The organism is Pantoea sp. Taur, from assembly GCF_009830025.1.
Taxonomy (GTDB): Bacteria; Pseudomonadota; Gammaproteobacteria; order Enterobacterales; family Enterobacteriaceae; genus Pantoea; species Pantoea communis.
Map to the genome: position 1 here is coordinate 1 of NZ_SZZZ01000015.1, position 13,699 is coordinate 13,699.

15 protein-coding genes are annotated in these 13,699 nt (G+C 53.3%); 10 read left to right on the forward strand and 5 right to left on the reverse strand.

What is annotated here, in order from left to right; translation table 11 throughout:
• The first annotated feature begins 404 nt into the window (after nucleotides 1-404).
• The 3 genes from FD744_RS18425 (at nucleotide 405) to FD744_RS18435 (ending at nucleotide 3,053) form a co-directional block, all read left to right on the forward strand.
• A complete protein-coding gene (locus FD744_RS18425) occupies nucleotides 405-1,040 on the forward strand; it encodes a carbonic anhydrase (protein WP_058961964.1) in 636 nt (211 codons plus the stop codon).
• A gap of 117 nt (nucleotides 1,041-1,157) precedes the next feature.
• Nucleotides 1,158-1,814 carry a DUF3313 domain-containing protein gene (locus FD744_RS18430; RefSeq protein WP_160832410.1) on the forward strand — a complete coding sequence of 219 codons (657 nt, stop codon included), beginning with the start codon at nucleotides 1,158-1,160 and terminating at the stop codon, nucleotides 1,812-1,814.
• A gap of 105 nt (nucleotides 1,815-1,919) precedes the next feature.
• Nucleotides 1,920-3,053, forward strand: coding sequence for a PQQ-dependent sugar dehydrogenase (locus FD744_RS18435; protein ID WP_160868928.1), 1,134 nt, complete (start codon nucleotides 1,920-1,922; stop codon nucleotides 3,051-3,053).
• Between the two features lies 1 nt (nucleotide 3,054).
• On the opposite strand, the gene FD744_RS18440 is transcribed toward FD744_RS18435, so the two are convergent.
• Nucleotides 3,055-3,711, reverse strand: coding sequence for an HAD family phosphatase (locus FD744_RS18440; RefSeq protein ID WP_034820768.1), 657 nt, complete (start codon nucleotides 3,709-3,711; stop codon nucleotides 3,055-3,057).
• A gap of 276 nt (nucleotides 3,712-3,987) precedes the next feature.
• Between FD744_RS18440 and FD744_RS18445 the strand changes: the two genes are divergently transcribed.
• The gene (locus tag FD744_RS18445; protein WP_160868929.1) at nucleotides 3,988-5,193 is read left to right on the forward strand and encodes a serine hydrolase; all 1,206 of its coding nucleotides are present in this window, start codon (nucleotides 3,988-3,990) and stop codon (nucleotides 5,191-5,193) included.
• Nucleotides 5,194-5,230: 37 nt separating this feature from the next.
• On the opposite strand, the gene ybjG is transcribed toward FD744_RS18445, so the two are convergent.
• From ybjG to FD744_RS18460, 3 genes are all read right to left on the reverse strand, one after another.
• Nucleotides 5,231-5,836 carry an undecaprenyl-diphosphate phosphatase gene (gene ybjG, locus FD744_RS18450; protein WP_160868976.1) on the reverse strand — a complete coding sequence of 202 codons (606 nt, stop codon included), beginning with the start codon at nucleotides 5,834-5,836 and terminating at the stop codon, nucleotides 5,231-5,233.
• A complete protein-coding gene (locus FD744_RS18455) occupies nucleotides 5,817-6,578 on the reverse strand; it encodes a phosphatase PAP2 family protein (RefSeq protein WP_160868930.1) in 762 nt (253 codons plus the stop codon). The genes ybjG and FD744_RS18455 overlap by 20 nt, the downstream gene beginning before the upstream one ends.
• Before the next feature lie 202 nt (nucleotides 6,579-6,780).
• The gene (locus tag FD744_RS18460; protein ID WP_097119352.1) at nucleotides 6,781-8,469 is read right to left on the reverse strand and encodes an aspartate:alanine antiporter; all 1,689 of its coding nucleotides are present in this window, start codon (nucleotides 8,467-8,469) and stop codon (nucleotides 6,781-6,783) included.
• 255 nt (nucleotides 8,470-8,724) lie between these two features.
• Here FD744_RS18460 and ybjM point away from each other — a divergent pair, with 255 nt between their 5' ends.
• On the forward strand, nucleotides 8,725-9,096 hold the full coding sequence (ybjM, locus tag FD744_RS18465) for an inner membrane protein YbjM (protein ID WP_034820751.1): 372 nt from the start codon (nucleotides 8,725-8,727) through the stop codon (nucleotides 9,094-9,096).
• 33 nt (nucleotides 9,097-9,129) lie between these two features.
• On the opposite strand, the gene FD744_RS18470 is transcribed toward ybjM, so the two are convergent.
• Nucleotides 9,130-9,393, reverse strand: a complete 264-nt coding sequence (locus FD744_RS18470; protein ID WP_034820748.1) for a GrxA family glutaredoxin — start codon at nucleotides 9,391-9,393, stop codon at nucleotides 9,130-9,132.
• 261 nt (nucleotides 9,394-9,654) lie between these two features.
• Between FD744_RS18470 and FD744_RS18475 the strand changes: the two genes are divergently transcribed.
• From FD744_RS18475 to potF, 5 genes are all read left to right on the forward strand, one after another.
• Nucleotides 9,655-9,906, forward strand: coding sequence for a DUF1418 family protein (locus tag FD744_RS18475; RefSeq protein WP_160868931.1), 252 nt, complete (start codon nucleotides 9,655-9,657; stop codon nucleotides 9,904-9,906).
• A gap of 12 nt (nucleotides 9,907-9,918) precedes the next feature.
• Nucleotides 9,919-10,641, forward strand: a complete 723-nt coding sequence (nfsA, locus tag FD744_RS18480; RefSeq protein WP_097119350.1) for an oxygen-insensitive NADPH nitroreductase — start codon at nucleotides 9,919-9,921, stop codon at nucleotides 10,639-10,641.
• A 17-nt stretch (nucleotides 10,642-10,658) separates the two neighbouring features.
• On the forward strand, nucleotides 10,659-11,561 hold the full coding sequence (gene rimK, locus FD744_RS18485; RefSeq protein ID WP_160868932.1) for a 30S ribosomal protein S6--L-glutamate ligase: 903 nt from the start codon (nucleotides 10,659-10,661) through the stop codon (nucleotides 11,559-11,561).
• Between the two features lie 86 nt (nucleotides 11,562-11,647).
• Entirely contained in the window at nucleotides 11,648-12,127 is a 480-nt protein-coding gene (locus FD744_RS18490) for a YbjN domain-containing protein (protein ID WP_038647881.1), read from the forward strand.
• A 371-nt stretch (nucleotides 12,128-12,498) separates the two neighbouring features.
• A complete protein-coding gene (gene potF, locus FD744_RS18495; RefSeq protein ID WP_160868933.1) occupies nucleotides 12,499-13,608 on the forward strand; it encodes a spermidine/putrescine ABC transporter substrate-binding protein PotF in 1,110 nt (369 codons plus the stop codon).
• Nucleotides 13,609-13,699: the final 91 nt, after the last annotated feature.

Sequence of the window (13,699 nt, forward strand, 5' to 3'; positions counted from 1 at the left end):
TCTGAGTCGACGAGGTTTTTTGGACAGCCGAGTGAGACGAAGCCTACGCGCGGCGGATTTTTGACATGGCTCATAAGGATAATAATTCATCATAATTAGTGTGGATAGGCGGGGGATTGTACAGAGGTTGCGAGGGAAAATGTATAGGTGATGTAAGAATCTCCTTAACCGCGTAATGGGCGTTTCCCGCTATGCTTAATGGAGCTGTTATCCGTTCAAATCGTCGCCGATAAGGCTGGCGACTGCGAACCGTTAACGGTGATCCGAGTTGTGTAATCCAGCCTGTTTTGCTTAAATGTTCGGTTGGTGATTGTAAGTTATTCACCGCACTGAAGAATTTGAACGCGTGCTGACGGTGCAGATCGTACCGCCAGCGCAGATGCGGATAAAGTGAGAGCAGACAAATGCAAGAGATCGTTAAAGGTTTTCTGAATTTCCAACAGAATGTGTTCCCTGAAAGGAAGGATCTTTTCAAAAGTCTGGCGTCAAACCAGAATCCCAAAGCCCTGTTTATCTCCTGCTCAGACAGCCGTCTGGTGCCTGAATTAGTCACCCAATCCGAGCCAGGCCAGCTGTTCGTGATCCGTAACGCCGGTAATATTGTGCCGCCGTTTGGTCCCGAACCGGGTGGTGTCTCCGCGACGATTGAATACGCGGTCGTTGCGCTGGGTGTGACTGAGATCATCATTTGCGGTCACTCCAACTGTGGTGCCATGAACGCCATCGCGTCTAATGCGGATTTAGAAAGCATGCCCGCGGTTGATCACTGGTTGCACTACGCCAATGCAGCTAAAGCTGTGGTGGAAGAGCGCAATTATGAAGCGGTGGAAACCCGTCTCAATGAAATGGTCAAAGAGAACGTGATTGCTCAGCTGAACAATATCAAAACACACCCTTCGGTAGCGGTGGCGCTGCGTAAAGGCAAAGTGCGTCTGCATGGGTGGGTTTATGATATTGAGAGCGGCGGCATTATTGCCCTGACCAAAGGCGGCGAAAGGTTCATTTCGTTGTCTGAGAATCCTGAGACCTGCTTCGAGTGATTCCCTAACCACCTGCAATGCAGGTGGTTTCTTCTCCCATTCTGTGAAAATTTCCCGCCAAAGCGCAGCGTGCGCTCTACACTTGAGAAGCGATTTACCTCTTATAAGGGCCTTCTCATGCGATTTCGTCTTTATATCCCCGCGTTAACGCTAGCCATGCTGGCGGTTGGATGTACCTCTCATGTTGCGGATAAACAGCAGTTTTCCGGCTTTCTCGGCGATTACAGCCAGTTAAAATCTGAACAGTCACCGAGCGGTAAACCGACATTGCGCTGGATCTCGCCGGATTATCACAGCGCGGATTACACCAATGTTGTGTTCGAACCCGTGGTTTACTATCCCGCCGCGAGACCGACTGAACGCATCAGCCAGCAAACATTGGATCAAATCCGTCAGTACACCGATAGTCAGTTAAAACGCGCGGTCGCAGAACGTAAACCGGTGGTGGGCAAGCCTGGTGCACATACGCTCAGGGTGAAAAGCGCCATCACCGCCGTGACGGCAGAAAACGAAGGGATGCAGTTCTACGAAGTGGTGCCGATTGCGGCAGTTGTAGCGAGCACCATGGCGGCCACTGGCCACCGTACGCAAAACAGTGCGCTGTTCCTCGAGGTGGAAGCGGTCGATGCGCAGACCGGTAAGCCAATGATCAAAGTTGTGCGCAAAGCCTTTGGTAAATCCCTGCCGAACAACAGTACGCCAATTACGCTCAACGATCTTCGTCCGGGCATCGACGAAATGATTCGTGATGTTGTGGCCTTCTCCGCGCCTTAATCCCGTCGCCCGGCGCTATGTCGGGCTTAATGTTTTGTAAATCCTGCACATCCTTTCTTACGGGCTGACTACCCTTAACGGCAGACCGTGATAAAGGAGAATCCCATGCGTTTACTGCCTGTCGCGCTGTTGCTTGGCGCATTGAGTTATGCCCATTCGACCCTGGCTGCAGATGTTCAGGTTCAGGTACTACAGGACAAACTTGATCATCCGTGGTCAGTGGCTTTTCTGCCTGACAATCAAACGTTGTTAATTACCGAACGCTCCGGGCAACTCCGCAGTTGGCAGCCGGGAAAAGGCTTGTCGCAACCCATTAGTGGCGTACCCAAAGTGTGGGCAAATCGTCAGGGCGGCTTGCTGGATGTGGTGCTGGCACCGGATTTCGCCCAGAGCCGCCGCGTGTGGCTCAGTTACACCACGGCAGATGCTGAGGGGCGAGCGGGCGGAGTGGTCGGCTATGGTCGGCTCAGCGACGATAACCGTCAATTGAGCGACTTCAAGGTGGTGATGGAGCAGACACCGAAACTCTCCAGCGGTGCCAATATGGGGACCCGTCTGGCATTTGATGGTCAGGGCTATCTCTACATTGCGTTTGGCGACAACTTTTCCAGCCTCAGCGCCCAACAACTCGACAAGCTTTCAGGAAAAATCGTGCGCCTGACCCAGAACGGTGAAATCCCGGCAGACAATCCGTTTGTACAACGTAAAGACGCGCGTGGAGAAATCTGGTCTTACGGCATGCGCAATCCACAGGGATTAGCTTTCAATCCGTGGACGCAGCAAATGTGGGAGAGTGAACACGGCCCACGCGGCGGCGATGAAGTGAATATCCCGCAGAAAGGCAAAAATTACGGCTGGCCATTGGCCACCTACGGCATTGATTACAGCGGACAGAAAGTGCCGGAAGCGCAGGGCACGCACGTGGCGGGCACGGAACAACCGCAGTTCTGGTGGAAAGTGTCACCAGCCATCAGCGGGATGGCGTTTTACAACAGCGCACGTTTCCCGCAGTGGAAAAACTCGCTGTTTATCGGCGCATTAAAGGAAAAAAGCCTGATTCGCCTGCGGGTGAACGGCGAGAAAGTGGTCGAAGAGCAGCGACTGCTGGAGGATCGCGGTGAACGTATTCGCGATGTGCGTCAGGGGCCGGATGGTTATCTCTATGTGCTCACCGATGAAGCCAACGGCAAGCTGTTAAAAGTAGGGCTGGCGGAACCCGCCAGCGCCTCGCGTGGTTAACTTAACGCACCCAGCTGCATACTTCCCAACCCCGCTGCTGCGCTTCCTGCTGCAGCAGCGCATCCGGGTTAATGACCCAGGCGTGATCAGCGTGGTTGAGCAAGGGTAAATCGTTCATGGAGTCGCTGTAAGCCCAGGTTTTTTCAAAGCGCTTATCCTGTTGCAAAGCTTTCCAGTCACTCAGACGGGTGACTTTCCCCTCGCGATAGGTGGCGGTGCCATAAATCTGGCCGCTGTAGCGCTCGTCAACCACTTCTACGCCAATCGCCAACGCGCCGTGTACACCCAGACGTTGCGCAATCGGCACCGCCAGATGATCGCCACTGGCGGTAATGATCATCACGGTGTCGCCGCGTTGCTGATGCCAGTTTATGCGTTCCCGTGCGGCGGGGAAGACGCGTGGCAGAATATCGCGATGGATGAAACGCCGTACCCAACCCTCAACCGTCAGGGTCGCCATACCGGCGAGCGGGGAAAGCGTTGTGTTCATATACTCTTCAATCGACAGGGTGCCGGCATGGTATTTCTCCATTAAGGCTTGTTCCTGAGAGATGAGTGCTTCGGGGGCAAATCCCTGTGAGACCAGCCAGCGCAGCCACAGGCTGGTACTGTCTTCACAAATCAGGGTTTCGTCCAGATCGAAAACGGCTAAGTCCATCGTGGTTCTCCTCGGGCTGATTGGCATCAGGTTAGCGGAATTTTGTGACTGGCTTAACCGTTCTGCGAAAAATCGGAATTTCTCTCACTTTTTCCACTACGGCGTAACAGTAAAAGTGGCAGCGCGTCGGGGTTGATGCCAGGGTTACTCTAATAAACTCTATAAAACTTTACGGTTGGACGGTTTTGTTCGCAGGTGGTAAGCGTGTAGCTTTTATTAAGACATGTCTTACCTGCTAGAAAACCATGATTTAACAAGGACAATCTGGTCACGCTCATGAGAAAAAACTCCGTCATTTCTGCCTTGCGGCCGCTGGCTGCCACTTCATTATTAGTGCTTTTCCTTCCCATCACCACTCAGGCTGAACAGGCGCCTGCTGCACCGCAAATTGAGGCCAAAGCCTGGATTTTGATGGACTACAACAGCGGCAAGGTATTGGCTGAGTCCAATGCCGACCAGCGGTTGGACCCCGCCAGCCTGACCAAAATGATGACCAGCTACGTGGTCGGCCAGGCGCTAAAAGCCGGCAAGATCCACAACGATGACCTGGTCACTATCGGCCAGGATGCATGGGCAACCGGCAACCCGAAACTGCGCGGCTCTTCGCTGATGTTCCTCAAACCCGGTGACCGTATTCCGGTTTCTGAACTCAACAAGGGCGTGGTGATTCAGTCAGGCAATGATGCCTGCATCGCGCTGGCCGATTATGTCGCCGGTAGCCAGGACTCGTTTATCGGTCTGATGAACAACTACGTTAAGGCGTTTGGATTACAGAATACCCACTTTATGACCGTGCACGGGCTGGATGCCGATGGGCAATACAGTACCGCGCGCGATATGGCGATTATCGGCCAGCGTTTGATCAGCGATGTGCCTGAAGAGTATGCGTTAAACAGTGAGAAAGAGTTCACCTTTAATCACATCAAGCAGATGAATCGTAACCGCCTGTTATGGAGCAGTAACCTGAAGGTGGATGGGATTAAAACCGGACACACTTCGGGCGCGGGTAATAACCTGGTCGCGTCCGCCGTGGACGGAGACATGCGTTTGATCTCGGTGGTACTGGGCACGCAAACCGATGCGATTCGCTTCCGTGAAAGTGAGAAGCTGCTGACCTGGGGGTTCCGTTTCTACGAAACCGTGACACCGATTAAAAGCGATAAGCCTTTTGCCCAGCAGCGCGTATGGTTTGGTGAGCAGAGTCAGGTCAATCTCGGTGTCGCGAAAGACGCAGCGATCACCGTGCCGAAAGGGCAGATGAAAAACCTCAAGGCGAGTTTCACCCTGAACTCACCGCAGCTGGAAGCGCCACTGGAGAAGAATCAGGTGGTGGGGACCATTGATTTCCAGCTGGATGGCAAAACCGTGGATCAGCGCCCGCTGGTGGTGATGGAAGCAGTGCCGGAGGGCGGATTTATCGGCCGTATCTGGGACTTCATTATGATGAAATTCAATGGCTGGTTTGGGAAGTGGTTTAGCTAGTCCCCTATCGGGCGGCCCGAGTGAGCCGCCCTTTACCTTATCCGCGTACCCATCCTTTTTTGATCGGCATAGCGAACAGGGCGCGATACAGTTGGTGGGTGAAGGCCAGCATGCGTTCGCCATACAACTGCCACGCCATATGCGAAGCCAGACACGCCAGCAAGCCCACCAAAAATCCGCCCAGCATATCCATCGGCCAATGCACGCCAAGATAGACGCGTGACCAGGCGATCGCACTGCCAACGGCCAGCAGAATGACGCCAGACCATAGGCGATGCCAGAAGATAAACGCCAGCGCAAAAGTAAAGATGGTGGTGCCATGATCACTGGGATAAGAGTCATCGGCGGCGTGAGCGAGGAATTGGTGCCCTAAGCCAATGGCAAATGGACGCGGATGCGGCAACAGTTGGCCCACGCACCATGAAATGCTTAATGCATAAATCAGCGCCATGCCGGTTTTCAGTACCAGCGCGCGTTGAGATTGCACCTGATCGCGCGGTCCCCAAAACCATAAGGCCACAATCAGCAGCGGGACAATGGCAATCACATCTTTGGCGATAAAGGTCGCCAGATTAATCAACCATGGCGGTGAATCCGTCGTGGCGTTGATCCATAGAAACAGGCTATGGTTGAGCGCTTCCATCACGTTTGCTTTTCCTCATCTTGTCTACCCAAAAAGAAACACCAGCAAAAATCAGAACCTGGCTCAGCCACACCCACCAGCCAGCCCACAAGTTGTGAGAGAAAAAGTGGGCACCGCGCATCACCTGTCCGTATCCCATCAGTAAGCCCAACGCGATACCGAACAACAGCGCCAGTACGGCGCGGCGCGGACGCTCGGGCCACCACAGGAAGAACAGCGCCATCAGGGCAAAGCCGCTGGAAGCGTGACCGCCTGGGAAACATTGCCCCGGACCGCTATTGACCGGAGTGGGATCCAGCAGCACAAAACTGGCTGCCTTACCGCCAAACATCGCCAAATCCCACGGACAGGAGTGCGCGCTGTGCGCCTTCAGAATGCCCACCACTAGAGGCCCCATACCAAACAGCAGGGCCACCAGCACGCGACGACCATTGCGCTTCTGCACACCGCGCAGCAACATCAATACCGCACCGGCGATGATTACATCCTTGAACAAGCGATGATTGATCAGATCCAGCCAGCGATTGTGCTGCAACGGAAATGACATCGTCTGTGGGTCAAACCACCGTTGGCTAATGGCGATATCCAGGCTTTCGTGGCGTGACCACCACATAAACACCAGTGCCGAAATTGCCAGTAAAATAAAGTTGATAGCGTAAAAGCGACCAGACAAACAATAAATAGTCGGGCTCTTAATCTTATCGTGGGTTGTTGGAGTGTTTAACTTTGATGAAAGTTGCATGAATATTGGAAAATAGCGAAACCAGAGTGGCAGGGTCGCAATTTACGCTTAGGAGAACCTTAAGCAACAGGAATTGCAGGCATAAAAAAACCCGCAAGTCAGTGACCGGCGGGCTCCACAATTTGGGGATTTCAAAGAAAAGCAGTGGCACTTATTCAGACTGCGCCCCAAATAGAAAGTTCTGAACGCAGTAAAAATATTTTTAAAAAGGCAAAAGCGGCCAAATTATCACAATAAGCGTGCCGGCGAGCGTCAGCAAAACGTTAGCAATCGCATAAGTTCCTGCATAGCCGAGTGCCGGAATGCTACTGCGTGCGGTATCGCTGATAATCTCCATGGCCGGGGCACAGGTGCGAGCGCCCATGATGGCACCAAACAGCAGCGCGCGGTTCATACGCAGCACGTAGGCACCAAACAGATAGCAAATCACCACCGGGATCAGACTCACCAGCAGACCGCTGAGCAACATCAAGGCGCCCGCGCTGCCAAGGCCATGTTGCAGGCCACTACCGGCGCTCAGGCCGACACCTGCCATAAACACCATCAAACCGAACTCTTTCACCATGGTCAGCGCCCCTTGCGGAATGTAGCCAAAGGTCGGATGGTTGGCGCGCAGGAAGCCGAGCATGATACCCGCGAACAGCAAACCGGCGGCGTTACCGATGCCAAAGCTGAAGTTGCTGAACTGGAAGGTGATCATGCCGATCATCAACCCGATGATAAAGAAGGCGCAGAAGGCCAGCAGATCGGTCATCTGACTGTGAATCGCAATAAAGCCGATGCGATCCGCCAGGCTTTTCACACGGCGCGCTTCACCGCTCACCTGCAATACATCGCCTTTGTTCAGCATGATGCTGTCATCAATCGGCATCTCAATCTGACTACGAATCACTCGGTTAAGGAAACAACCATGATCGGTGAGTTTCAAATGGCTCAGGCGTTTATTCACCGCATTGTGGTTCTTCACTACAATCTCTTCGGTGACGATGCGCATGTCGAGCAAATCGCGGTCGAACACCTCTTTGCCGTTACGGAAGCTGGCATCGAGGCGTGCGTGTGCGTCGGGATAGCCCACCAGCGAGATCTCATCGCCGAGTTGTAGCATCGCATCCCCATCCGGGCTGGCGAGAATACCGTTACGGCGCAGGCGTTCAATGTAGCAGCCGGTCTGGCGATGAATGCCCAGCTCGCGCAGGTTTTTACCGCCGCTCCATTCCACCAGTTCCGGGCCAACGCGATAGGCGCGGATCACCGGTAAGAACACTTTACGCTGGCTGTCGGCATCCAGACCACGCTCTCGCGCAATCTGCTGCGCGCAGGTGGGTAAGTCCTGATGTTGCAGACGAGGCAGATAGCGCGCGCCAAAGATCAGGCTGACCAGACCAATCAAATAGGTGAGGGCGTAACCGAGGCTGAGGTTATCCTGCATCATGCTGAGCTGATGGTTGTCACTGATGCTTTGTCGCAGCGTGTCACCCGCGCCCACCAGCACCGGCGTGGAGGTCATGGAACCGGCCAGCATGCCTGCCGTGAGACCAATATCCCAGCCGAACACTTTGCCGAGTCCCAACGCAACGAGCAGGGCGCTGACCACCATAACAATGGCAAGAAGGAAGTAGTTTTTACCGTCGCGGAAAAAGATCGAGAAAAAGTTAGGTCCGGCTTCAACACCGACACAAAAAATAAACAACATAAAGCCGAGACTGAGTGCGTCGGTATTTATCGCAAAGTGCTGCTGACCTAAAATCAATGAAACAACGAGGACACCAATGGAATTTCCTAGCTGTACCGAGCCGAGACGTAATTTGCCTAAGCACAGCCCCAGGGCTAAGACGACAAATAATAACAGAACGTCATTTCCGCTTAACAATTCTGCGACGTTAATGTTCACGGTTTAACTTCTTCTTTACCTGTAACAAGTTGATGAAAGGGCCTTTTTTCGCTATCTTGTGGCAGCTGTGAGTGTCCTTGCCGCCAGGAAGATGCAGACCATTATTTAAAACGGCGTCATTCTAATCATAAATAACTTCCTCAGCTATCAGCAGTTTTTAATCCTTCTGCCAGCGGCTGTTTCTTTTTATTTCCACTTGTGCGCATCAGGGCAGTAAACGTTTCAATATTGTTAACAACAAAGTTGAGGATGGTTATGTTGCAGCGCAATAATCGCTGGCCAGCATCGGTTCTGGGTATGATGCTTTATACGCTGGTGTTTATTTTTGCACACCATTTTTGGGCCGTTGCCGCGGAACAAGCGATGCGCGGACAGCCTGAATTATTGCTGTTTTTATTGCCGGGCATGTTAATGGCGCTGTTGCAGCCGGATAGTCCCCTGGTCAGTACATTGTGGGTCGCCGTGGTGGGCACGCTTTTGGGTATGGCCTGGATGTGGCTCACCGTCACGCAGATGCACAGTTGGCTGCTGATTGTTGCATGGAGTTTAAGTGCGCTGTTTTGGGCTGGATGCGGGGCGTTACTGATCCGCCTGATGAGGATTATGCTGGCGATGCGTGCCGAATAGCACGATCAAAAACGGGCCCGCAGGCCCGTTTGCTTAGGCTTCAACACCCAGATTTTCTTTGGTCCATGCCGCAAATTCGGTGTAACCACCGATGTGCTGGTCATCAAGGAAAATCTGCGGCACGGTGGTCACCGGTTTGCCGGCACGTGCTTCCAGGTCGGCCTTGGTGATGCCGGTCGCCTGAATATCGACGTACTGATAGTTGAAATCATCGCGCTCGCTGGTCAGCTTGGTGGCTAACTCTTTCGCACGTACGCAGTATGGGCAGCTTGAACGGCCAAAAATCACTGCAATCATTGCTTCTCTCCTTCCGCTGCTGTTTTGTGACCAGTTTCACATTACAGCGTGAATAATGGCTAACATCATGCCCGCCCATCCTGCTTAAGCAAAGAAGAAAATGCCTGTTACTCTAATGACCGCAATCTATGTCCATCATACTTCACTCCGCAGACGCGTTTGGCTTCAGTTAAGCTGCTGGTGATAGCCATGCCTTGCTGCAGAGCGAATTATTCGGGTCTAAAATGCGACTGACCTATTGAGCAACTGAGGAAATCGCCCATGCGTAATCTGGCCACGTTGCCGAAACCGGTTTTGCTGCTGGAAGTGCTTGGCGTGCTCGCGGTGATTGGTGCGCTATTACTGGTTAATAACTGGATTGCGGCACCTGATTTTTTGGCGCAGAAGTCGCTGGCGACGCTGCTTTTTTTCCTTGGCATTGCGCTGATGCTGCCTGCCGCCTGGCTGATGATGTGGCGTACCGCGCAAGCGATGGCACCGCAGTTGTTCAATCACAACCACAAAAAGAAGTAACCGGAGAGGATTATGACGCCGACCATCGATTTACTGTGCAGCCACCGTTCCATTCGCGCCTTTACCGAGCAGGGCATTGATGATGCTCAGCGCAGCGCGATCATTGCTGCAGCACAAGCGGCCTCGACCTCCAGTTTTTTACAATGCTCCTCGATTATTCGCATTACCGACCAGGAAAAGCGTGATCAGCTGGTGCAACTCACCGGCGGGCAGCCATGGGTGAGTGCCGCCGCTGAGTTTTGGGTATTTTGTGCCGACTTTAATCGTCATCAGCAGATTTGCCCGGATGCGCATCTCGGACGCGCCGAGCAACTGCTGTTGGGTTGTGTCGATACCGCATTAATGGCACAAAACGCCATGGTCGCGGCTGAATCGCTGGGGCTGGGTGGTGTGTTTATTGGTGGCATACGTAATAGCATCGCGCAAGTCACCGATTTGCTGGAACTGCCGAAATTTGTGCTGCCACTGTTTGGCTTCTGCATCGGCCATCCAGCCTCTGCCCCAGATGTTAAACCGCGTATGCCAGCGGCGATGCTGGTGCATGAAAATCGTTATCAATCTGTCGATAAAAGCGTGCTGGACCAGTACGATAACCAAATCACGGCTTATTACCAGCAACGTGACAGCAACCAGCGTTCGGAGACCTGGAGCGAACTGATTCAACGCCTGATCATCAAAGAAACGCGTCCGTTTATGCTGGATTATCTGCATCAACAGGGCTGGGCAACGCGCTAAGCACAAGGAATTCTGCAATGAAGATGGCCATTCTCACGCGTGATGGAACGCTGTACTCGTGTAAGCGCCTGCGCGACGCCGCGGAAGAGCGTGGTCATCAGGTGCAGATGATCGATCCACTCTCCTGTTACATGAACATCAATTCCGATTCTGCCGCGGTGCATTATCGTGGCGAACCGCTGGGCCACTTTGATGCCGTTATCCCGCGTATTGGCACGGCGACCACCTTTTACGGCACGGCGGTGCTGCGCCAGTTCGAGATGTTGGGCAGCTATCCGCTGAATGAATCGGTGGCCATCACCCGGGCGCGTGACAAACTGCGATCGCTGCAGCTGCTGGCGCGCGAAGGCATTGATATGCCGATCACCGGGTTCGCCTCTTCGCCTGATGATACCCAGGATGTGATTGCCATGGTCGGTGGTGCGCCGCTGGTGGTGAAACTGGTGGAGGGCACGCAGGGGATTGGCGTGGTGCTGGCGGAAACTCGCCAGGCGGCAGAGAGCGTGATCGATGCCTTTCGTGGCCTTAATGCCCATATTCTGGTGCAGGAATTTATCAAAGAAGCGCAGGGGCGAGATATTCGCTGCCTGGTGATCGGCAATGAAGTGGTAGCGTCGATTGAGCGTGAAGCGAAAGAGGGGGATTTCCGCTCAAATCTTCATCGTGGCGGTAAAGCGCACGCGGTGACCATCACCGACAAAGAGCGGGAAATCGCCGTGAAAGCCGCATCCACGCTCGGGCTGGAAATCGCAGGGGTGGATATTTTACGCGCCAACCGCGGCCCGCTGGTGATGGAGGTGAATGCCTCGCCAGGGCTTGAGGGCATCGAAGGCACCACCGGCCTCGACATCGCTTCCATGATGATTCATTGGGTAGAAGCGCATGCTTGCCCCGGCTATCGTCTTAAAACCGGGGGCTAGGCGCGCTTTTACGTGGTTTTCGTGGCATCAGATAGACTTTTTCCGTAAGCTAAGGCGCTTATTTCTTCACCCCACAGGACATAACGATGGATTCACTGGTCGTTCCTGACATCGACATCCTGCGTCGCTGGCTGGATCAACAAAATATCACCTGGTTCGAATGCGATGCCTGTCAGGCACTGCACCTGCCGCACATGCAGAATTTTGACGGGGTGTTTGATGCAAAAATCGACCTGGTGGACAACGTCATCCTCTTCTCGGCCCTCGCGGAAGTGAAACCCACAGCATTGATTCCTTTGGTCGGCGACTTATCGCAGATCAATGCCAGTTCGCTAACGGTGAAGGCCTTTATCGATATCCAGGATGACAATCTGCCCAAGCTGATTGTCTGCCAGTCGATCAGTACCACTGCCGGATTGACGTTTGGTCAGTTCTCGCACTTTATGAAGCAAAGTGAAGAGGGCGTTTCCATGGTGATCATGGAAGCCTTTGCCAATAATTTGCTGATGATGGGCGAAGAAGAGGAGCGCCAACCTAGCTCCAGCAGCCACGCGATGCTGCACTGAGTTCCCCGCCTCGCTAACTGCCGCTTTTTGCGGCAGTTTTCATTTTAGCCCTACCACTTTTTATTCTGCATTTTGCCCTTTATTGCCAGATATTAGTCGTGCTTTATGCCGCTAGTGCCAAACCCCATAGCAGAAACATGCATAAAATATCGCAAAAAGGCGTTTTTTACGCTGGGATCTGGCACGCCTGAAGCAGGGGGGCTATTCTTGCGGGGCTGCTTGAGACGTGCAACCTCAGCACAGGTATAGGTTTTTGCTATTAAACTCCCGCTGAATATTGATTCATTGTGTGTCTGTGATTAAACAGAAAACGCAACGTCCGGATCGCGTGTATGCAGCGTTGTGATGACCCCCTCAGGAGGATGGAAAACATGTTCAACCAACGTAAAAAATGGTTGCCAGGTGTGGTTGCTGGTGTGCTGATGGCTGCGGCCGCTGGTGCTCAGGCAGAAGATAAAACGCTGCACGTATATAACTGGTCCGATTATATTTCGGCCGACACCGTGCCGAATTTTGAAAAGCAGACCGGTATCAAAGTGGTCTACGACGTGTTCGATTCCAACGAAGTGTTGGAAGGTAAGCTGATGGCGGGTTCTACCGGCTACGACGTTGTGGTGCCATCTTCCAGCTTCCTTGCTCGCCAGCTACAGTCCGGCGTTTTCCAGGAGCTGGATAAGAGCAAGCTGCCAAACTATAAAAACCTCGATCCTGATTTGATGGCGAAAGTCGCGCAGCACGATCCGGGTAACAAATATGCGATTCCGTATCTGTGGGGTACCACCGGTATCGGCTATAACATCGATAAGGTAAAAGCCGCGCTGGGTACTGATGCGCCCGTCAACAGCTGGGATTTGGTGCTGAAGCCTGAAAACCTGGAAAAACTGAAAAGCTGTGGTGTCTCCTTCCTCGATGCGCCGGAAGAGATCTTCGCCACCGTGCTGAACTACCTTGGCAAAGATCCGAACAGCTCTGACGCTAAAGATTACACCGGCGCCGCGACCGATCTGCTGCTGAAGCTGCGTCCTAATATCCGCTACTTCCACTCGTCTCAGTACATTAACGACCTGGCGAATGGCAACATCTGTGTGGCGATCGGCTGGTCTGGCGATATCCTGCAGGCGAAAGATCGTGCAACCAAAGCCAACAACGGCGTGCACCTGGGTTACAGCGTGCCGAAAGAGGGCGCTCTGGCCTTCTTCGACATGATGGCGATTCCGAAAGACGCGAAAAACCTCGACGCAGCCTATCAGTGGCTGAACTACATCATGGATCCAAAAGTGATCGCGGATGTCTCTAACAAGATGAACTACGCCAACGGCAACAAGGCGTCACTGCCATTGATTAATGCGGATGTGCGTAACAATCCGGGCATCTTCCCAACGCCGGATGCGATGGCCAAGCTGTTTGTGCTCAAAGTCCAGGATCCGAAACTGGATCGTGCGCGCACCCGTGCATGGACTAAAGTAAAAAGTGGTAAGTAATTCGTTCTAAACGAATTCGTTACCTGAAGACGACAACAGAGGTGCGGTGATGGCCTCTGTTGTGCCATTTTAGCGGCTGGCTGTGCCGCGC